Here is a 22,735-nt window from a genome sequence, read left to right as displayed (position 1 = left end):
TCTATTCATATCAAAAATAGATTGATTTCATCTAAATTATATATTGTTTATATCAATTTGGAAATATATAATGTAATTATCTGAAAATTATCGGGTGTAAGATTATCTAACGGGGGGAGATATTACATGACTTACAATCAAATACCTAAAGCACAAGGTCTCTACCGTCCTGAATTTGAACATGACGCATGCGGTATCGGTTTATACGCTCATCTTAAAGGCCATGCTACACATGATATTGTGAAAAAGGGACTAAATATGCTTTGTCAACTTGACCACAGGGGAGGACAAGGTAGTGATCCACTAACAGGTGATGGCGCTGGTTTAATGGTGCAAATCCCTGATGCTTTTTTCAAGAAAACTTGCCAGGAAATGACCCTTCCTGAAAGTGGACGATATGGTGTTGGTATGATGTTCTTTTCAAATGATGATAAAGAACGCCAACAAATTGAGGCACAATTAAACAAATTTATCGAAGCAGAAGGACAAATCTTATTAGGTTGGAGAGATGTTCCTGTAAATGCTGAAGAAGTTGGACCAGTCGCAAGAATGAGCTGTCCGGTTGTTCGCCAAGTATTTATTGGTGCTAATGATAACATACAAGATAATATTTCCTTTGAACGTAAATTATATGTCATTCGTAAACAAGCAGAAAATTGGGCTAGAGAACGTGAACTACGCTTCTATTTTACAAGTCTATCAAGCAGTACGATTGTATATAAAGGACTACTAACTCCTGAACAAGTCGATGCTTTTTATTTAGATTTACAAGATGAAGATTTCGTTTCTGCTTTCTCTTTAGTTCACTCAAGATTTAGTACAAACACATTTCCAAGTTGGGAAAGAGCTCATCCAAATCGCTATTTAATTCATAATGGTGAAATTAATACACTGCGTGGAAATATGAATTGGATGAAAGCAAGAGAACAGCAGTTTGTTTCAGAAGCATTCGGTGAAGATCTTCCTAAAGTTCTACCGATTTTAGATGCTGATGGAAGTGATTCTTCTATTTTAGATAATGCATTCGAATTCTTCGTTTTAGCTGGTCGTAAACCTGCACATGCTGCAATGATGATGATTCCTGAGCCTTGGACAGAAAATCCTCATATGAGCCCAGAGAAAAAAGCTTTTTATGAGTATCATAGTTGTTTAATGGAGCCATGGGATGGACCAACTGCTATTTCTTTTACAAACGGTAAACAAATTGGAGCAATCTTAGATCGTAATGGTCTTCGTCCAGCACGTTACTATGTAACAAAGGATGACTATATCATATTCTCTTCTGAAGTAGGAGTTATTGATGTTGAAGAAAGCAATGTTTTATATAAAGATCGTTTGAGTCCAGGGAAAATGCTTCTTATTGATTTAGAAGAAGGTAGAATTGTTTCTGATAAAGAAATTAAAGATGAAATGGCTAATGAAGAACCATATCAACAATGGTTAGATGAACAGCTTGTTAAGTTGGATAATCAATCGGCTGTATTAGCGGAAGAAGTTGTTACTGATATTCCTGAGCGCCAAGCAGCTTTTGGATATACGTATGAAGATATTCAAAAATATCTTTTACCAATCATAACTGAAGGAAAAGATCCACTTGGATCTATGGGTAATGATTCTCCACTAGCAGTGTTATCTGATCGACCACAATCATTGTTTAACTATTTCAAGCAATTATTTGCTCAAGTAACAAATCCTCCTATTGACGCTATTAGAGAGCAGATTGTTACATCTACAATGACATTATTAGGTACAGAAGGAAATATTCTTCATCCTAACAAAGAAAATGCACGAAGAATCCAATTAGATTCTCCAGTACTTTCTAATGATCAATTAGCACAATTACGCTTAAACATTAATCCAGGTTTTAAGTCCAAAACTATTCACGCGTTATTTACAGAAGATTTAGAGTTTTCTTTAAATGAGTTGTGTCAAGAAGCAGATCAAGCAATTGAAAATGATATAAATATCATTATTCTTTCTGATCGTTTAATGAGCTCTGAAAAAGCTGCAATACCAGCACTTTTGGCAGTAGGAGCATTACATCAACATTTAGTACGTCAAGGTACTCGCTCTAAAGCAAGCATTGTTATTGAATCAGGTGAAGTTCGAGAGGTTCATCACTTTGCTGCGTTAATTGGCTATGGAGTAGATGCCATTAACCCATATCTTGCTTTTGCAACATATAAAGAAGCCATTCTTGACGGAAGTTTAAAATATAACTATGAAGAAGTGGTTGCAAAATACATTAAGGGTGTTACTGAAGGTGTAGTAAAAGTAATGTCTAAAATGGGTATTTCAACTGTTCAAAGTTATCGTGGAGCACAAATTTTTGAAGCTGTTGGAATTAGTCAGCAGGTTATTGATAAATACTTTACTGGTACAGCATCACAACTTGATGGAATCGATTTAGCAACGATTGCTAAGGAAGCTAAATTACGCCATGAAGATGCTTATGCAGAAAAAATTGATAAAGCATTAGATTCAGGTAGTGACTTCCAATGGAGAAAAAATGGTGAACACCATGCGTTTAATCCAACAACAATCCATACTCTTCAATGGGCTTGTCGCAAAAATGATTATGAGTTATTTAAAAAGTATTCTTATTCAGCAAACGAAGAAAGAATTGGTTTCTTACGTAACTTATTCTCACTAAAGAGTAATAGAACACCGATCTCAATTGATGAAGTTGAATCAGTTGATTCAATTGTTAAACGATTTAAAACAGGTGCTATGTCATTTGGATCATTAAGTAAAGAAGCACATGAAACACTAGCAATTGCTATGAATCGTCTAGGCGGTAAAAGCAATAGTGGTGAAGGTGGAGAGGATCCAAACCGTTTTATTGCTGATCAAAATGGTGATCTTCGCCGTAGTGCTGTTAAGCAAATTGCATCAGGTCGATTTGGAGTTAAGAGTCATTATTTAGTGAATGCTGATGAACTACAAATTAAGATGGCTCAAGGTGCGAAGCCTGGAGAAGGTGGACAGTTACCTGGTAACAAAGTATACCCTTGGGTAGCAGATGTTCGAGGATCTACACCTGGTGTGGGATTGATTTCGCCACCACCGCATCATGATATTTATTCTATCGAGGATTTAGCACAACTAATCCATGACCTGAAAAACTCAAATCGTGATGCGCGTATAAGTGTAAAACTGGTAGCAAAAGCAGGTGTTGGTACAATTGCAGCAGGTGTTGCAAAAGGTGCTGCGGACGTAATCGTAATCAGTGGTTATGACGGTGGTACTGGTGCATCGCCGAAAACAAGTATTAAACACACGGGTTTACCTTGGGAGCTTGGCTTGGCTGAAGCCCACCAAACTTTAATGTTAAATGGTCTTCGTGATCGTGTTGTTTTAGAAACTGATGGTAAATTAATGACTGGCCGTGACGTTGCAATGGCAGCTATTTTAGGTGCTGAAGAATATGGGTTCGCAACAGCTCCACTTGTAGTTATGGGATGTATTATGATGCGTGTTTGTCACTTAGATACTTGTCCAGTAGGTGTTGCTACGCAAAATCCAGAGCTACGTGATAAGTTTGCTGGAGATCCAGATCATATTGTGAACTATATGAGATTTGTCGCACAAGAAGTACGTGAAATCATGGCTGAACTTGGCTTCAAAACGATGGAAGAAATGGTCGGTAGTACAGATGTTCTTCAAGTAAGTGAGCGTGCAAAAGAACACTGGAAAGCGAAGCACTTAGATTTAACAACTCTTTTGTACCAACCTGAAGGTGCTCGTACAGCTAAAATTAAGCAAAACCATAAAATTGATCAATCTCTTGATATGGTTGAAATATTACCTAAGGTTGCAGATGCAATCGAAACAGGTACACCAATAGATGCGTCATTTAACATTAAGAATATTAATCGTGTCGCAGGTACGATTGTTGGTAGTGAAATTTCGAAACGCTATGGTGAAGAGGGATTGCCAGAAGATACGATTACATTAAGATTTTCTGGTTCTGCTGGTCAAAGCTTTGGTGCATTTGTACCAAAAGGTGTAACAATGCATTTAACTGGAGATTCAAACGATTATCTAGGAAAAGGTTTATCTGGTGGAAAGATTATTGTTAAGCCATCAGCTGATTCAACGATTGTTCCGGCTGATAATGTTATCATTGGGAATGTTCCATTCTATGGTGCAACAAGTGGTGAAGCTTATATCAATGGTCATGCAGGTGAGCGTTTTGGTGTTCGTAACAGTGGTGTGAATGTAGTTGTTGAAGGTGTTGGAGATCATGGTTGTGAATATATGACTGGTGGTCGTGTTGTTATTCTAGGAGAAGTTGGTAAAAACTTCGGAGCAGGTATGTCAGGCGGGATTGCCTATGTTCTTGCTGACGACAAAGATGAATTCAAAGAATTATGTAATGATGAAATGATCGAATTTGAGAGTTTAATAGATGACCAAGAAATTAGTTTATTACAAAACATGATACAAAATCATTTGAATTATACGGATAGTGCTAAAGCAAATGCATTGCTTGCTAATTGGGATGAAACAGTATCAAAATTTGTGAAAGTCATTCCAAAAGACTACAAACGTATGATGAATCGTATAGCAGAGCAAATGGAAGCTGGCTTAACGAACGAAGAAGCAATTATGAGTGCGTTCGAAGCAAATGCAAAATCTGAAAAAAAAGAACCAGCAGCAAAAGCAGTTCGTTCTAAAGCAGTAGTACAGTAGAAAGGGGAGAGGAAGATGGGGAAAGCAACAGGATTTTTAGAGTTTAAGCGTGAAGAGGCGGCCGAACGTGACCCTCTCAAACGTTTAAATGACTGGAAAGAGTATTCAGCTCCTTTCTCTGAGGAAAAGTTAAGCAGACAAGGAGCACGCTGCATGGATTGCGGCACTCCTTTCTGTCACATTGGAACTGAAATTAATGGTTTTACCTCTGGTTGTCCAATTCATAACTTAATTCCTGAGTGGAATGATTTAGTTTATCGTGGTAGATGGAAGGAAGCATTAGATCGTTTAATGAAAACGAATAATTTCCCTGAATTTACCGGTAGAGTTTGTCCAGCACCATGTGAGGGTTCTTGTAACGTAGCAATCAATGATCCTGCGGTCACAATAAAAAATATTGAAAAAGCAATCATTGATAAAGGCTTTGAAAATGGCTGGATAACGCCGAGAATTCCTGAGAAACGTACAGGAAAGAAAGTTGCAATTGTTGGTTCTGGTCCTGCTGGCTTAGCAGCTGCAGATCAATTGAATCAAGTAGGTCATTCTGTAACTGTGTACGAACGTGCAGACCGTCCAGGTGGCTTGTTAACATATGGTATTCCTAATATGAAGCTTGATAAAGGTATTGTAGAGCGTCGTATCAACTTAATGACACAAGAAGGAATTACTTTTGTTACGAACACTGAAGTAGGTAAAGATATTACATCTGAACAGCTTCGTGAACAGTATGACTCAATTATTCTTTGTGTAGGTGCTCAAAAGCAACGTGATCTTGTTATTGAAGGACGCGAAGCAAAGGGTGTTCATTTTGCAATGGACTATCTAACAGATGTGACAAAGAGCTATTTAAATACAAATTTTGAAGATGGTCAGTTCATCAATGCTAAAGGTAAAGATGTTATTGTTATTGGTGGAGGAGACACTGGTGCAGACTGTGTGGCAACAGCACTTCGTCAAGAATGTAATAGCGTTGTTCAGTTTGGTAAACATCCTAAATTACCAATGTCTCGTAAAAAGGAAAATATGTGGCCAGAATCTCCACATGTTTTTACAATGGAATACGCATATGAGGAAGCTGAAGCTAAATTTGGTGATGATCCTCGTCAATATTGCATTCAAACAACAAAGTTAGTTTCTGATGAAAATGGAAACTTAAAAGAACTTCATACAATCAATATGGAGAAATTAAAAGATGAAAATGGTTTATACTACTTTAAAGAAATTCCAGGTTCTGAAAAAGTATGGCCGGCACAACTAGTATTTATTGCAATTGGTTTTGAAGGTGCAGATCAACCTGTATTAAAACAATTTAATGTTGATACAACAGCTCGTAATGTTGTTGCTGCAAAATACGGTGACTTCCGTACAAACATTGAAGGTGTCTATGCTGCTGGTGATGCACGTCGTGGTCAAAGCTTAATTGTTTGGGCAATTAACGAAGGCCGTGAAGTTGCACGTGAAGTAGATCGAGCTTTAATGGGAAGTACTGTATTAGTATAAAACTAACAAAATGTGTAAATAACAAAAAAGACCTAGATGATGATTTCTAGGTCTTTTTTGTTATTTAGTTATGGCAAAGCTCGAAGCTATTTTTTCGAACTATGTTAACCAGAGATTCTTGCTTAGAGATATTTTTCCTGAGAAATAGGAAAGTCTGTAACAAGATTAACAATGAATTTAATAGTGCTATTCTAAAATTATTTTTATTAATGGCTCTTTTCTGAACGATTGTTGCTATGTAACCAAGATTTGGAGTGAAAACAGTGATTTTTCAATATAAGGATACTGGATACTGTTTTATGAAGAAAAGATGCCAATAGACTTAATACAGTGCATATTGCTTCGGGTATTTAAAAGCAACAAAGTTTGCGAAAACAGCCTTATTAATCTATAAAGTATTGTTTTAGTGAAAAAATGTATTATGCTTATAGATAAAAACTATATTATTGTTTGTTATGAGGATATAATTAAAAAGTTAGCAACAAATCATCACGATTACGTTTTTGTCTTTAAAGGAGAACAACATGATAAACAAATTTAAACTACTTTTTTTCTATATAATATTCAGTACAATATGGATCGTACTTACTGATAATATAATCGTTTATTTAAATATTCCTAAAGAAATATTAATAATATTTCAAAATATTAAAGGCTTCATTTTTGTCATTATCACTAGTATTTTCATTTATTATTTAATATTAAAAAAAGAAGCATATGAAAGTGAGAAAGCAGAAAATAATAAATTACACATATTAATAAACTCAATGGTGGATTTTGTTAATTTCAAAGATGGGGAAGGAAGATGGATTGAAGCAAACGATTTTGCTTTAAAGCTTTTTCAAGTGGAAAATGTAAACTATCGTGGAAAAACAGATGCTGAGCTAGCAGAATATACTAAATTTTATGGTGATGCATTAAGATACTGTGAAACATCTGATGAACAAGCATGGTTACATGGAACGGCCAGTCGGTGTATAGAAGAAATTCCTATGCCAGATGGAACAGTTAAGACTTTTGATACAATAAAAATTCCTAGTTTTAGTGATCTTGGTGAAAGAAAAGAATTGGTTGTAATGGGTAGAGATGTGACAGAAAAAGTTCTAGCAGAAAATAAGTTAGCTGAAAGTGAGCAAAAATATAAATCATTATTTGAGTTTAACCCTGAACTTGTCTACATGATTGATATTCAAGGAAGATTAATCAAGGCAAATGAACATTTTTATCGATGTACAGGTTATGAGATTAATCAATTTCTCAATCAATCGATTCTTCCAATCATTTCTAGGAAAGATCGTTCAAAAGTTTTTAAAGCTTTTATAGAAGTTATTCATGGTAACAATCCTTGGATTAATGAGGAAATTGAAATTGTGACTAAAAATAATATTAAAAAAGTTCTTCGTTGCACGGCAGTGCCAATGATCATTAATGATAAAACAGTTGGAGCGATTGGTTATGCAGCTGACATTACAAAAGAGAAAGAAACAGAAGAATTACTAAGGAAAACAGAAAAACTATCAGTCGTTGGAGAGCTTGCTGCTAGTGTGGCACATGAGATCAGGAACCCTCTAACTTCGATTAAAGGGTTTATTCAAATGATGCAATCATCAACTAAAACAAAGGAAAATGATTTATATTACAAAATTATGTTAGATGAACTTGAGCGGATTAATATTATAGCAAGTGAGCTTTTAGTATTGTCTAAGCCTCAAAAAATTAAATTCCAAGAAAAAGACATTAATATCCTTCTCTCTGATGTATACTCCTTATTGGAGTCGGAGGCTAATCTCCATAATGTTTTATTAAAAGTTGAAACAAATGATTTATTACCTAAAATTAATTGTGAGCCTAATCAATTAAAACAGTTATTTATAAATCTGATTAAGAATTCAATTGAAGCTTCCTCAAAAAACATTATTGTATCTCTTTCTATGTTTGATGATCATTCAATTAGTTTAGTATTTACTGATGACGGCTGCGGAATAGAGGAGAAAAGACTAAAACATTTAGGAGAACCCTTTTATTCTATGAAGGAGAAAGGAACAGGTCTGGGGTTAACAGTTAGTTATCGAATAGTCGAATTTCATAACGGAGAAATTAAGATTTCAAGTGAAGTAAATCAAGGAACAAAGGTACAAATTATTCTTCCTGTAAGAAGGTAGTAGTAAATATAATCAAAGTTAGACTGAAAAAAATTTTTCACTATGAGAACCAGCCCGATCTAGGATTACCTAATGAATCACTTATTTATTCATTGGTATAAATTCCAAAAAAGAGCTGGTTCTTTTTTTCTAAAGTATTCTCCGTACATAAATATTATGGCTTTCTTCCTAAACGAATAAGCCTAAAAATACAGCTATTTAATTAAATAAAGATCATAATATAAACAGCCTTTTTATGATATTTTGAAATATTCTTTTCAAAAACAATGCACTTTTTCTGAAAAATCTGATAAAATAAAATTAAAAGTTGCGTGAATGAAATATTATTGTGACTGTCTAAAGGTTTTACTTAAACGCAAAATAGAAAGGGGGAGTTATCTTGGAGAGAACAAAAGAATTAAAAAAATTCAACCAGAATTTTTTTAAAAAACGCTTATCAAGATTTCTTAACACTGTAATACCTATTATAATTGCATTCTCAATTTTACTATTAATCCAGTATTATCTATAAATACATTTTAAAATAATAGTCACCAACAGCTCTTAATTCAGTATATTATTATGTGTAAAAAAATCTTAAGGAGCTGCTTAATATGGGTAACTGTTACTGTCTGCCAAGGTATCAATATATGTATTATGAAAATCAGGTCCCCATTAATTATATCCCACAGTATTTTGTTTCAAATCACTACAATTTGAAAACAAATAGACAATTTCCTGATGTAGACTCTACACTTTTAGAAAAATCCGCTAAAGCAATGAGAAACCTGATGAAGGAAGCTAGTATTGTTTTAAATAAATTGGCTGATTCTAAAACGTTTGCAAATAAAGTGATGTATGCAGCACAGCAATCGAATATGGATGAAGTGAATCGTCTTATTCAATCGACAGGTATTAAATCAATAGTCAAAACATCTTTTACTCCAGATGGGATAAATATGAAATTATCCTCTAGTTACGATAATATTGAATGTTGTCATTTAACAATAGCACTAAGATGGTTGTAAATATTGTGTAGATCGGAGCAATGCTTTGTTCAAATAAAGAAATAAAGTATTTATAAAAAATGTTAATAAAACTCATTTTTTTCGTTTCTTAACTTATTGTTCGTTTGATTATCCTTAAGTAGGTAATACCTAGCAATCTTCTTAACTAGGTATTAGTTAATTTTATAGGATTATTATGGGGAATGGTCTTCTACAAATTTCCTATAATTACATATTATTGATTGAAGAATGTCGAAAACAGTATATAATAAGATATGTTAAGGATGTTTAAAGATATAACTATAAAGCTAATTATAAACTCAATATAATCTAGTTAGAAGAGCCTATATTTTGAAGACTTTGTTTTATTTAGCTTATTTTTAGACGGAGGATAATTGAACTTATGGCAGGAGAAACATTATTAATAATTGATGATGATTTAGACTTGAAATCCATCTTAAGAATGTATTTAGTTAAAGAAGGTTTTAAAGTAATAACATCAACTGTTGGAAAAGATGCCGTTCATCTTGTAAATTTACATAAACCTAGTTTAATTATTTTAGATGTTTTGCTTCCAGATATTGATGGTTATGAAGTGTGCAGGTTATTACGTCAAAAAACAGATGCACCAATCTTATTTGTCAGTTCTAAGGAAGAAGATTTTGACAAAATATTAGCTCATCGAATTGGTGGAGATGATTATATAACAAAACCATTTAGTCCTGCAGTTTTGGTTGCTAAAGTACAAGCCCACTTACGTCGTAAACATACAAGCTATCAACAAAATTTTGTTTCAGAACAAAAAGATAGAAATTTAGTTCTTGTTTTTAAGGATCTGTATATTGATAAACTAAGCTGTATAGTTAAGATGAAAAATAGAAATATATCTTTATCAGCAAAGGAATTTCAACTATTATGTTTAATGGCAGATAATCCTAATCGTGTGTTCAATGTCGAGCAAATGTTTGAGAATATTTGGGGTGAAGATAGCTTAGGTGATTATAGAACTGTAATGGTTCATATAAGTAATTTAAGAAAGAAAATTGAGCCAAACCCATCTGAACCAATTTATATTATAACGCTAAGGGGAATGGGTTATAAGTTTAATGCTTTTGATCAATAAAAGGAAACGTTTGTAAGAAAGAAATGATTTCTTCTTTAGTAATGCCCATTTCTAGTGCTTCTTTTATAAGAACAGTCCATTCATAATCAAGTTCTTTTCCCTCAAAATGCAATGATGTTTGCACAGGCTTCATCAAACCCCTCCTAAAAATATAGGTATGTAAGTAGGATACTTCAAAAAGTATAAACCTAGTTTAAAAATCGTTAAAGATTTGTTAAAGCTTTATTGCATTATTTTAGTAAGTGAAGGTGGTAACATTCAAATGGTATCATTACTAAACGTTCAAGCATTGGAAGTAATAGCAGAATGTCAATCTGTTGCTTTTTATAGTGGCTATTCTTCTATTCATAATCAAAAAGTACTGATTAAAATTTTGAAAGCAAAGAAAAATTCATTAAATGGTGAAATTGGTCATCAGCATGAGGTCAATATATTAAATGAATTAGGAATGGAAGAAGTTTTACAACCGCTAGGTATTGAGGGGCGCGGTGTAAGAACGTTTTATAAATATACATCTTCTCTCCCTTTGTGGAAAATCTTTGATAGTGATCAATCAATCAATGATTTTCTTGATTTTGCAATTAAATTAACTTCTATAATGGGAGAAATTCATCAACGTCACTATCTTCATTGTAATCTCTCACCTACTACAATTTTTGTTGACCCAAAAACGAAAGACATTAAATTGACTGGATTTCATCATAGTAGGAAAGAACCCTCTGAAAAAACTCATCACTATCATTTTAATAATGATTTAGAACTACCTTATATAGCTCCTGAACAAACAGGAAGAATGAATAGATTTATTGATTATCGAACAGATCTATACTCTATAGGAGTAATCTTTTATGAGTACTTAACGAAAAGAACACCTTTTTTAGCTCATACACCGATTGAATGGTTTCAAAAGCATTTAACGAAACAACCTATACACCCTTGTGAGCTTAATCAAAATATACCTGTTGCTCTAGCTGAAATGATTCTAAAGCTATTAAATAAATCTCCAGAGGAACGTTACCAATCTGTTTTTTCATTAAAAGAAGATTTAATCAGGTTGAGACAATTATTTGATAAAGATATGGTCCATTTATTCTCAACCAGTCATCATGATCATTTATCACTTCTGTCATTAGATCGGATATATGGTAGGCAGGAAGAATTACACCAATTAAAAACCGTTTGTAGCAATGTTGAAAAAGGTGAGTCACAGCTTTTTTTACTTTTTGGAGATTCAGGAACGGGAAAAACTGCATTGGTAGAAGAACTAAAAAATGATTTGAAAAATAAACCAATCTATTTTATTCAAGGTAAGTTTGATCTTCTGATTAAAAATACGCCTTATAGTGGAATTCTTACGGCAGTTAAGTTATTACTAAAGAAAATACTAGTAGAAAATAATTCGAAAAAATATTGGGCAGAAACATTACAACATGACCTTTCTGCATACCTCCCAATGCTATCTAATTATTTACCTGAATTAAAATGGTTAGTAGATATAAGTGATCAGCAAGTGAAAGGTATTGATTCTGCTGATACTAAATCACATTTTTATTTTATGTTTCAAAAACTAATTAGAATCTTCGCTAAGAAAGAGCATCCTTTGATTTTGTTTCTAGATGACATTCAATGGGCTGATCCTGCTTCTTTAAATCTAATTGAGTACTTGTTATCTAATAAAGAAACTGAGTATTTCTTAGTGATTGGTGCTTATCGAGAAAACGAAGTGGATATCGACCATCATCTTCATCTTTTGGAGAGGAATCTAATTAGAAAAACACCAATTAACAAATTAAGATTAAATGGTTTAACAGAAGATGATTTGAAAGTTTGGCTAAACACGTTTTCTATTAAAGATAAAAAAGATCTTGCATATTTATCAAATAACATATTAAGGCTTTCACAAGGAAATCCCTTTCATATTAAACAATTGATTCATTCTTTTATTACGAGTGAAGTGATTGTTTTTGATGAATTAAAAAAAGTCTGTAAAGTTGATAAAACGAAACTAATGTTTTCTCAAATGGAAGAAAATATTGTCACGCATATCGAGCATAGATTTCATACATTACCAAATAAAACAAAATTACTCTTAAAGATAGCTTCTTGTATTGGTAGTATTTTTGATTTGCAGACATTATCAAACAATGCTGAACAGAATAGTACGACAACAAAATCAATTCTTCAAAAAGCAATTGATGATGGATTAGTATCTCAATTGTCTAGCAGTAAAAAATTTAAAAATACGAATGAAGACGTAAAATATAAATTTGTGCATGACCAAATACAAGGAACAATTTATGCTTCAATCGATTTTAATGAAAAGAAGTTAATTCATTCAAGAATTGGTAAATATTTGTTAGCGAGCGATAGGCAGAATGATGAGGCACAGCTATTAATTATCTTGTATCATCTTAATTATTCAAGAGAAGATATAACTGAAAAAGAGAAAATTAAATTAGTGAAATTGAATATACAGGCAGGGAAATATTCAAAAAAATCAGCAGCATTCCAATCAGCTTTATCCTACTTCTTAATAGCTCATGAAATTTTAGGGACTCAATGGGAATTGTTTTACGATTTAACATTTGACCTTCTTATACAGTTAGGAGAAGCTTATTATTTAAATAGTCAATTTGAGCAATCAGAATTTACCTTTGATCTTGTATTAAGCAATGCTAAAAGTAAGGTTGAAAAACTGGCAATCTACAATTTAAAAATCACATTGTATACCCATGTACATCGTGTAAAAGAAGCAGTTGTTTCAGGAGTAACTGCATTAAGATTGTTTGATGAGAAGTTCCCGAGTAAACCAACTAAATTGGATGTTCTAGTTGAACTTCTTCTCCTCAAGCTGGCTTTCATCGGTAAAAAGCCAGAAGATATCCTGAATTTGCCTTTAATAAAATCAGAAGAAAAAACGCTTATCTTAAAAACATTGATCAATTTAAATGGACCAAGTTATCATGTTGATCAAAATCTATCAACAATTTTTATGCTTAGAGCGATGAGGATGACCCTGAAATATGGGTTAACTGAATTTAGCCCATTAGTTTTAAATAATTATGCATTAATCCTAAGTGCTGGATTTAGTGATTTCACTCAATCATATGATTTTGGGAAATTAGCTCTTTTATATGCCAATAAGAATGAAAGAATTGATGTGCAAGGAAGAGTGTATTTTGTATTTGGTAGTTTTGTGAATCATTGGAAAAAACATATCAAAGAAAATATTACATTATTAGAAAAATCTCAGAAATATTGCGTGCAATCAGGTAACCTCCACCTAGCTGGGGCAAACAGTTCATTTATTGTGATCAGCCATTTATTAAATGGTACGAATTTAAATGAACTAGGAAAGGTCACAAAAAAACAACAATCATTTATTAAAGAAATTAAATACGTTATTTCTGAGGGCTTTCTTGCAGAAGTACTTGAGTGGACGAATCATCTTATAGGAGTCAGAAATCATAATTGGCACTTTAAAAAGATTATTGATGATGATTCAGCGAAAATAATACATTATACAATACGTTTGACAATGGCATATTTATTCAATAAAGCTGACTTTGCTTCTGAAGTTTTACAAGAACTATCAACATTAGTAACAAAAAGATTAACATTAGTTATCGCACCTGAATTTTATTTCTATCAAGCTTTAGTTCTCATAAGGAAATATAAGAGTGTAAAGAACATAAAAACAAAAAATGAATTATATAAAAATATTGTAAAAAGCTATCAAATACTAGAAAAATATGCTGAACAATCACCTGTTAATTACAAAGGAAAACAACTCTTAATAAGAGCTGAGTTAGCTGTTATTTCTGATAAGAAAAAACATGCAATAAAGTATTTTGACGAAGCTATATTATCATGTGAAACAAGTTCGTTTGTCCATATGACAGCAATTTGTTATGAATCAGCTGGTCTATTTTATATGAAAGAAAATCGCCAAAAGCAAGCAAGTTTTTATTTAACTGAAGCTTATCATCACTTCATGAAATGGGGAGCGATAAAAAAGGCAGAAGATATGGTGGTAAGGTTTGAACATTCTATCGTTACTTCACCTCTATCTCATCAAGGTGAAAGCAATTCTCTTCAAAATTTTGAATTAAATGCAGTATATCAAGCTGCGCAAATTTTATCTAGAGAAGTACAAATTGAGCAATTATTAGAAAAACTAATTTCGATTACCATTTCTAACACTGGTGCAACAAAAGGAACGATATTATTAAAACAGGTTGAAGATCTAACTGTTGTCGCACAATCTAATCAAGAAAGGCAGCAAGAGGATAACAGCGGCTACTCAAAAAGTGTTGTTCAATATGTTTTAAAAACAGGAGAAATAGTGCAGTTGGATTATGCTAGTCAACATGCCATTTTTCAAGAAGATGAATATATTAAGAATTCAAAAGCAAAGTCAATTATTTGTTTGCCGATTATGTATCAACAAGACTTGAAAGGAATTCTCTATTTAGAAAATGAAAGGGTTTCACATGTTTTTACTGAGGAAAGACTTAAATTTCTTAAACTCTTATCAACACAGGCAGCCATATTAATTGACAATGCTACTCTTTATAGAGAGCTTGAAAACAAAGTACAAAAAAGAACGGTTGATCTAGAATACGCAAAAAATCAATTGATTAAGGCTCATGAACAAGTTGCTTCTGCTGATGAAAGAAGAAGGCAATTATTATCCAATATTTCTCATGATTTAAAATCACCGATTGCTAGTGTTCAGGGTTATATGGAAGCAATATTGGAAGGTTTTGCTGAAACGGAAGAACAAAGAAATGATTATATTAGAAATAGTATTGTGCGAATAAAAAGCTTGAATATATTGATAAATGACTTATTTGATTTAACACAATTAGAATTTGGTCATCTGTCATTTAGTTTTGATTATGTTCGAATCGATCGATTATTAAAACATATCAAAGAATCGTTTGAATATGATGTGTCAAAGAAGGGGTTACATTTACATTTAAAATTACCTCAGGTGGAAAACGGTTTGGAATATCCTCTTATTGAGGTTGATTTTGAACGAATAAAACAAGTATTTACTAACTTATTAACTAATGCTATTAAACATACCGAAGAAGGAGGAATTGAATTAAAATTAGTCTTGGAACAAGACCATATTATTATCGCTTGTTCTGATACTGGGCTAGGGATCGATAAAGACGATTTACCATATGTTTTTGAACGTAATTTTACTGTTTCTACACGTCCCTCAATGAAAGGTCATGGATTAGGATTGTCAATATGTAAAGAAATTATAAAGAGTCATAACGGTTTTATCTGGGCTGAAAGTGAATTAGAAAAAGGAACAACTATTTTTATCCGCATGCCAATTGTAGAAATTAACCAAGAATAATAAGATATTAAAATTTATAACCTTATTTTTGCATAACATTTAGTTTTCGTGAATAAAGTCAAACTAATACTACTTCACAAATAACTATTTGTATAGAAAGTGAGGATATAGATATGCCAAGCGAGCTTCATCAAATACGAGTTAGCCTTCCTATTCGATCAATTTGGAATTTTGTGAGTGTTATGGATAATTGGGCACCACTTGTTCCGGGATATATTGACCATGAAACAATTAATAACACAGATTCCATATGGACATTTAAAAGTGACTTTGGACTTATAAAGAAGAAGGTAGAGCTTCGAGTCGAAATTACTAAATGGGAAGAGCCTAATAAAGTTACTTTTAATCTTTATGGTTTAAATGAAAAAATCTCTGGTCATGGTTATTTTCTTGCAGAAGAGATAAGTTCTCAAGAAACATTAATGAATGGATTTTTAGATTTATCATCTGAAGCAGCAATGTCTAAAATGATTAATGCTAAATTAAAGAAAAATATTAAAGAAATGACACAGGACCTAACTAAATCAATAGCTTCAAAGATTCAAGAACTTGAAAAAGTGAAATAATCAAGATTTTAAATTCTGGCGCTGTTAACTATTGTAGGTGATTTCCTTACAGCAATTGCAATTCTTAGGTACTGGTGCCTTCTCGTAAGCTACCCGTTTTGGGGGTCATCTGTTAACAAGCTTTTCTTATCAGGAGTCCATTCTTATTCACCTTCATCAATAAATGCTAAAAATCATCAATAATCATTAATAACCAAATACTAAATCAACTTTCTAAACATCCTATGAATGGATGTTTTTTATTTTGATCTCATTTTGGTTATTAGTGTGTTTTAAAAAGTTGTAAATTCATAAATGGTAATGGATTAAATCTACATTTGATTTTATAAAGCTATATTTGAATATATAGAAACGTCACATGTCACTTTTTTAAAAAAAGTGGTATGTCTTCGCTACTAAGAAGAATAATAATTGTGTCCGTATTTTATTTAAATTTCTAGATCTGACAAAGGGGGGATTAGTGTGCGTAAGAGCATAATTTCATTATTAGTTATTTTTATATTGGTAACAGGAGTCATTGTTTATTTAACAATAGTAGAACCAGAGTATGCTTATCTACCACCTAATGAAAAAATACTCAACAGTGAGAACAAAAATTTGAAAAATTTTCACCAAGTGTCATTTTTACAAAATGAAGATCAAGATAAGTTGATTGAAGAAGGGAAAAAGGTATTTTACCAAGATACTTTTGGTAATGAAGTTTTTTTTACAGACATTATGGGGATGTTTGATGGAGCATTTTCTTTTCCAGCTATTACAAAAGCAATAATTAAATTAAAAGGGCAAGGAACAGATAATTTAATCATAGAATCAGCTAAAACTGTAAAAGTTGGAGATCGTACCTTTCAAAAGGGTGATTTGATTGAAACTGGTCTAGATATTCCAAAAGGTACACATGTTCCATTAGGTGTTAAATTTAAATATGAAGAAGGTCATATGAAGGCTGGGATTAGTTGTGCACTTTGTCATGCTAGTGTGAATCAAGAAAGAGAAGTTGTTCAAGGAATTCCAAATTCAGATCTTGATGTGGGATTAATATTAGCTTTATCTACCAATACAGCTTCATATTTTACCCATACAGAAATGGAAAGTATTAAACAATTTATTAAAGATGAAAACCGTGTGATTGAAAATTCTGAAGGGGAATTTGAAGCACTACCTGATATTGATATGCTTGAGGACTTTGTTGATCGAGAAGTTATGAAATGGCCAAAAGGAAGTAATGATACAACAATTGATTTTAAAAATAACCCTGTTCAATTTCTAGATGTATTTACAATAGGAGATCAACCATACGGATGGAGTGGACAAGGTCAGATTGGACCATTTAAAGGGTTAAGTGCTGCAATTAATAATGCACACTCGCAAAATATGGATTCTGTTTCACAAACAGCAATAAGTAAAAAAGTATTAAATATCGATAAAGAGTTATATCTTGCCACACTTCTTCAAAATGCAGCAAATAAAAAGTTTCGCTATGATCCTGAAACAGGTATGAAACCAACAGAATTTTTTTCAAAAGTAGATCCTACTCCAGGTGCTGATGGAGTGAATGAATTAATTCCAGCTTCAACTTATCCCAAAGTATCATATATGACAAGTGTGGGATTATTTTCAAGCTCAGAAGGTTATCGTGCATGGGAGCAACAAAATGCATTGTCTGCGTACATGAATACATTGCATCCACCTAAAACAGACTTGAAGGCAAGGTCCGACACAACTAGAGCTGAAGGAAGAATTGTCTTTGAAAATGCAGGCTGTATTTCTTGTCATGGTGGAACTTATTTAACAAACAATAAGGTTATACCTTCTCAAGAAATTAAAACAGATGATTCAAGAGCAAAAGGATTCAAAAAACTAGAAAATTTCTTTGCATCACCTTCTTTATATGATCCTGAAACACCAGTACCTTTACCTAAAAAGCCTATTGTAAAAGAAGTTAAAATGTCAAAAGAACAAGAAGAGCAATTAAAACTTAGCTGGGCCTTTGGGAAATCAGCTGGTGGATATAAGACAATAAGTTTGTACGGATTATACTGGAGTGCACCATATCTTCATGATGGAGGTGTGGCTGTTGGACCTAATATTGAGAAAGACCTTGGAGTTCCTGGAACAATATTAAAAGGAATCAAATCTTCTCCAAGAAATAGCTTATTAGCCATGATTGATTCAAATTTACGAAATAAAGTAATAATGGCTAACACAAAGAACGAGAAATTAAGGTCAGTACATGTCAATGGCAAGGGGCACGAATACTGGGTGGATCAATCAACAGGATTCTCAAAAGAAGAACAACAAGCATTAATTGATTATTTATTGAAGGTCACTGATTAAGAAAAAAGGGGAAAAGAGAATGAAAGCTGTCACCTATCAAGGGTTTATGGATATGAAAGTAAAGGATGTACAAGTACCTGTCATACAAAATCCAGATGACATCATTGTAAAAGTAACACATGCATCAATTTGTGGATCTGACCTTCATTTTTATCATGGAATGATTCCTAGTCTAGAGAAAGGTTCAATTATTGGACATGAAGCTATAGGAATCGTTGAAGAAGTTGGAACAGGTATTACAAAGGTGGCCAAAGGTGATAAGGTAGTCATTCCTTATAATATAGCTTGTGGTGTTTGTGAAAATTGCAGAAATAAGCTTGAAAGTCAGTGTAAGATAGCAAACTCTGAAGGTGAAATAGGTGCATGCTATGGTTGTTCAAGATTGTATGGAGATTATAGTGGAAGTCAGGCTGAATTTGTAAGAGTTCCTTTTGCTAATTTTACTCCATTTAAAGTTCCTGATTCAAATCAAGTAACTGATGAAGAGTTACTTCTATTATGTGACGCGCTTCCAACAGCATATTGGGGAATTACTCAATCTGGGATGAAAAAGGGAGATACAGTTATTGTTATAGGCTGTGGTCCAATTGGTTTACTTACACAAAAACTTGCTTGGTTAAAAGGAGCTAAAAGAGTAATAGCTGTGGATCGGATTCCTTATCGAATTGATCATTCTGTGAAATGGAATAATACGGAAGGGTTTAATATTGATACACAAGAATTGCTTTCAGAAATGATAAGAGAACTCACAAATGGTGGGGCAGATGTTGTGATTGATTGTGTAGGAATGAGTGGTAAGATGACTGCTATTGAAATGGTCGAAACTGCACTCCAGCTTCAAGGTGGGGCTCTTGGGACAATTGAGTTTGCAAGTCAAGTTGTAAAAATAGGCGGTACAATTCAATTAATTGGAATTTATGGGTTAAGATATAATCAATTTCCATTAGGAGATTTATTTGCAAGAAATATTTCATTAAAAATGGGATTAGCTCCAGCCGTACATAATATGCCTACTTTATACCATTTATTACAAAATGACGAGCTGAATACAAAAGATGTAATTACACACACCTTTCCTTTATCAGAAGCAGAGCATGCTTATAGAATCTTTAATAGACGTAAACAAAAATGCTTAAAAATTATATTAAAACCATAGAGATAAAAAAGTGGGTTGATTGTATGAAGAGTGAAAAAAAATTTAGGAAACGTAGTTTTTACTTTTATGGGAAACTCGTTTCTAAAGCAGATTGTTAGGTATTTTCACTTCCTCCTTTTATAATTATTGTATTTCATAATTAATACAAGCTTTCAAGGAGTTGAAAAGGAAATGTCCTTAAAGATAAAAGTATATAGTGACTACGTTTGCCCATTTTGTTTACTAGCTAAAAAGCCCCTTGAAGAAGCAACAAAAGGTAAAGATGTTGAAATTGAGTGGATGCCATTTGAATTACGCCCTTACCCAAAAGAAGCGCTGAAACCTGAAGGTGAGTATTTACAATCAATATGGAAAGACTCAGTTTATCCTTTTGCAGATAAGCTAGGAATTCCGATCATTTTACCTAAAGTATCTCCACAGCCACACACTCATTTAGCTTTTGAAGGTTATCAATATGCAAAAGAAAACGGAAAAGCAAATGGATATAATGAAAAAATATTACGTGCATTTTTTGAGGGAGAACAAGATATCGGTAATATTGAAGTTTTAACAAATTTAGCAAAAGAGTTAGGGTTAAATGGAGATGAATTTAAGCAATCATTGGTCACAAGAATTTATAAACACAAGCATCAAGAAGCTTTAAACCATGCTGCCAATGAAGCGAATATTCAAGCAGTACCAACAATTATTATCGGCGATAAAATTTTAGCAGGTGTACGATCAAAAGAAGAACTTGAAGAAATTATTGATGAAAACCTGAAATCACCTAGTTTAACAATGTTTGGTGAAGGAATGACTTGTGGAATTGATGGATGTTAAAAAGGGACTTTCTCGAGACTTCACAAAACCAATTCTCGAGAAAGTGTTCATATTTTGTAAGTGTTAATTTAAGAGTCAAGAATGTTTTATAAATGACTTCTACTTAGCTTTCTTTTTTTATGGCTATATTAAAGCTTAATGTTGATTGCCATTATTTTATGTGCTTATCACTTTTTCTTCGTAACTCTAATTGTTATTGTAGTTATTTATTAAAATATCTATTAATGAATTTCCTTTCTCTAATATTTCATACCCTCTTGTTTTTTTCTTAATCCACGAATCTTTCTCTAGCCTTTTTAGCAATTTTTGAATGCTTTTTTCTTCCCAACTTTCTAAAAAACGATATAAGAAATGATGGTTAAGATTCTGTTCACGCAGAGAATAAGAAGTTCTTCCTTTCATAATTTGAGCAATAATATGTAAAGGAAAGTCACATAAGGTTAATATCCCATTCAAAATGTGTGCTACTTCTAAATAAGAAAGAGTTTTATTGTTTATTTTAATAAGAATTTCATTAGGTTTGAAAGGCAATTCATTACAAATATATTTAAGTTCATCAATTAACTGTGGTACTTTCTTCTTTATTTCTTCAAATGAATATCTCTTTAGTTCTGATAAAAAAGTAATGTTAGGTATTTCAAATTGGCTAACCCACAATAAGTTAGAGTTTGAACGTTCGATAGGAACAATTACCCTGGAAAGCTCTGTTACTAATTTTAATGATAATTGATTTTCTATATTCACAGTAAATGGCAGAGAATGAACATTCTTTATAAGCTGTACTATTTCTGAGAGGTCAATATGTTGTTTTAGATAAGAGAGAAATTCTAAATCACTTACTAATGAAGAGTTTTTATCAATGATGTCATTAAACTGTTTTTCAATGGTTGCTATTCGTTTATTCGCTTGTTCCATATTAGGATCATTTTCTAACAATATTTTTTCCTCTTTAACATGATATATATATTCAGTTTGACATGATAAGCAACTACATAAAATAGCTTCTTTTATTGGTAAAACCTCTAAATTTTTATCATGATCACACCATACTGGAAGATTTCGATATGGTCTTAGGACAATTTCAACTCGATGTCTCCAGTAAGTCACATCTTCTGGTGAGGAAAGGATGGAAAGAAGGGGAGAACGATTTGCTTTTTCTACAGCATGAACAATTTCTCTTTTTTCCTGTTCCAACTGGACAAATGGATGTTGATCATATGCCTTCTTAATAAATAATTCCCAACTCTGTTCTGTTTTCTCATTAAGCACCGCACAAAATAAGTAATCTTTTAAAACATTTACTAAAAATCTTGATAAATCTTCATTTGATAAAATAGAGATATCTTGCTTATAAAATGAATCTTTATGATGAGGTATTCCGTGATTAGGTGAAAAAGATTGCCAAAGTAGATACTCCGGTTTAATAATTTTTGCTTCGATTTTCTCATTTTTATTCATCATCACAGGAAAAAAAGCATCATCCTTTAGCTGCAAAAATCTCCTCAGTTTTTTACGTTCATCTTCAGATAATTCAATTTTTAAGAGTGCTTCGTTTATTCTGCTAAGTAATGACTTTTCATTTTTATGACCAATCGAACGGATGTTTTTATTCTTTTTTCCAATGGGAGATATAACAATTGAAGGATATTCTTGAAAATAATAACTATGATTTAAAAGACTCACTATACATTCCTACCTTTATTAATAATTATATTTATTATAGTTAGACTTTATAGATTAGGAAAACTTGAAGGTGCTATAGAGAAATTTTTGAGACACTATTGCTTTTTCTGAATCCGTGATTTCCGTTTGGGAGGCATTCGCTTTCCTCAGGGATTCTAGTCAGGGAGTTTCCAGGTAAGCTGCGAACCTGTGTTGTCACCTGTTGCCATCAAATCTCTAAATTGTAGTCTCATATATATAACCACTAAAGCGCTCTATATGAACATTAGCTTACATTGTCTTATATTCTTGAACATTTGTCATAGCTTGACTTTACATAATTTCATAGATAAACACC

At 32.5% G+C, this 22,735-nt stretch carries 12 protein-coding genes; 10 read left to right on the top strand and 2 right to left on the bottom strand.

All coding sequences use genetic code 11. The features are described 5' to 3' along the window. Positions 1-126: 126 nt before the first annotated feature. From gltB to LC076_RS04720, 5 genes are all read left to right on the top strand, one after another. Entirely contained in the window at positions 127-4,695 is a 4,569-nt protein-coding gene (gltB, locus tag LC076_RS04740; protein ID WP_226666580.1) for a glutamate synthase large subunit, read from the top strand. A 15-nt stretch (positions 4,696-4,710) separates the two neighbouring features. After that, positions 4,711-6,195 (top strand): glutamate synthase small subunit, encoded by a 1,485-nt coding sequence (gene gltD, locus LC076_RS04735; RefSeq protein WP_226666579.1) that lies wholly within the window; start codon positions 4,711-4,713, stop codon positions 6,193-6,195. A gap of 524 nt (positions 6,196-6,719) precedes the next feature. Further along, positions 6,720-8,357: a PAS domain-containing sensor histidine kinase gene (locus tag LC076_RS04730; protein WP_226666577.1), complete on the top strand. Its 1,638-nt coding sequence runs from the start codon at positions 6,720-6,722 to the stop codon at positions 8,355-8,357. A 593-nt stretch (positions 8,358-8,950) separates the two neighbouring features. Next, entirely contained in the window at positions 8,951-9,364 is a 414-nt protein-coding gene (locus LC076_RS04725; protein ID WP_226666575.1) for a hypothetical protein, read from the top strand. A 382-nt stretch (positions 9,365-9,746) separates the two neighbouring features. Next, on the top strand, positions 9,747-10,466 hold the full coding sequence (locus LC076_RS04720; RefSeq protein ID WP_226666573.1) for a response regulator transcription factor: 720 nt from the start codon (positions 9,747-9,749) through the stop codon (positions 10,464-10,466). Here LC076_RS04720 and LC076_RS04715 read toward each other — a convergent pair. Beyond that, entirely contained in the window at positions 10,447-10,599 is a 153-nt protein-coding gene (locus LC076_RS04715) for an anti-repressor SinI family protein (protein WP_226666572.1), read from the bottom strand. The genes LC076_RS04720 and LC076_RS04715 overlap by 20 nt on opposite strands. Positions 10,600-10,728: 129 nt before the next feature. Between LC076_RS04715 and LC076_RS04710 the strand changes: the two genes are divergently transcribed. From LC076_RS04710 to LC076_RS04690, 5 genes are all read left to right on the top strand, one after another. Further along, a complete protein-coding gene (locus tag LC076_RS04710) occupies positions 10,729-15,840 on the top strand; it encodes an AAA family ATPase (protein ID WP_226666571.1) in 5,112 nt (1,703 codons plus the stop codon). Between the two features lie 113 nt (positions 15,841-15,953). Then, positions 15,954-16,406 carry a CoxG family protein gene (locus LC076_RS04705; protein ID WP_226666570.1) on the top strand — a complete coding sequence of 151 codons (453 nt, stop codon included), beginning with the start codon at positions 15,954-15,956 and terminating at the stop codon, positions 16,404-16,406. Between the two features lie 462 nt (positions 16,407-16,868). Further along, a complete protein-coding gene (locus LC076_RS04700) occupies positions 16,869-18,740 on the top strand; it encodes an electron transport protein (RefSeq protein WP_226666568.1) in 1,872 nt (623 codons plus the stop codon). Positions 18,741-18,759: 19 nt separating this feature from the next. Then, positions 18,760-19,896: an alcohol dehydrogenase catalytic domain-containing protein gene (locus LC076_RS04695; protein ID WP_226666567.1), complete on the top strand. Its 1,137-nt coding sequence runs from the start codon at positions 18,760-18,762 to the stop codon at positions 19,894-19,896. A 171-nt stretch (positions 19,897-20,067) separates the two neighbouring features. Next, positions 20,068-20,715 (top strand): DsbA family protein, encoded by a 648-nt coding sequence (locus tag LC076_RS04690; protein WP_226666566.1) that lies wholly within the window; start codon positions 20,068-20,070, stop codon positions 20,713-20,715. 186 nt (positions 20,716-20,901) lie between these two features. Here the strand turns inward: LC076_RS04690 and LC076_RS04685 are convergent, their stop codons facing one another. Then, positions 20,902-22,398, bottom strand: coding sequence for an RQC-minor-2 family DNA-binding protein (locus tag LC076_RS04685; RefSeq protein WP_226666565.1), 1,497 nt, complete (start codon positions 22,396-22,398; stop codon positions 20,902-20,904). Between the last annotated feature and the right edge of the window lie 337 nt (positions 22,399-22,735).

Origin of the sequence: Metabacillus litoralis, assembly GCF_020524045.1 — a bacterium.
Taxonomy (GTDB): domain Bacteria; phylum Bacillota; class Bacilli; order Bacillales; family Bacillaceae; genus Metabacillus; species Metabacillus litoralis_C.
This window is presented reverse-complemented; position numbering and strand designations above follow the sequence as displayed.

What these genes read in the sequence shown, in the direction of transcription:
- gltB (WP_226666580.1), top strand. Translation starts at nt 127, where the DNA reads ATGACTTACAATCAAATACCTAAAGCACAAGGTCTCTACCGTCCTGAA.
- gltD (WP_226666579.1), top strand. Translation starts at nt 4,711, where the DNA reads ATGGGGAAAGCAACAGGATTTTTAGAGTTTAAGCGTGAAGAGGCGGCC.
- LC076_RS04730 (WP_226666577.1), top strand. Translation starts at nt 6,720, where the DNA reads ATGATAAACAAATTTAAACTACTTTTTTTCTATATAATATTCAGTACA.
- LC076_RS04725 (WP_226666575.1), top strand. Translation starts at nt 8,951, where the DNA reads ATGGGTAACTGTTACTGTCTGCCAAGGTATCAATATATGTATTATGAA.
- LC076_RS04720 (WP_226666573.1), top strand. Translation starts at nt 9,747, where the DNA reads ATGGCAGGAGAAACATTATTAATAATTGATGATGATTTAGACTTGAAA.
- LC076_RS04715 (WP_226666572.1), bottom strand. Translation starts at nt 10,599, where the DNA reads ATGAAGCCTGTGCAAACATCATTGCATTTTGAGGGAAAAGAACTTGAT.
- LC076_RS04710 (WP_226666571.1), top strand. Translation starts at nt 10,729, where the DNA reads ATGGTATCATTACTAAACGTTCAAGCATTGGAAGTAATAGCAGAATGT.
- LC076_RS04705 (WP_226666570.1), top strand. Translation starts at nt 15,954, where the DNA reads ATGCCAAGCGAGCTTCATCAAATACGAGTTAGCCTTCCTATTCGATCA.
- LC076_RS04695 (WP_226666567.1), top strand. Translation starts at nt 18,760, where the DNA reads ATGAAAGCTGTCACCTATCAAGGGTTTATGGATATGAAAGTAAAGGAT.
- LC076_RS04690 (WP_226666566.1), top strand. Translation starts at nt 20,068, where the DNA reads ATGTCCTTAAAGATAAAAGTATATAGTGACTACGTTTGCCCATTTTGT.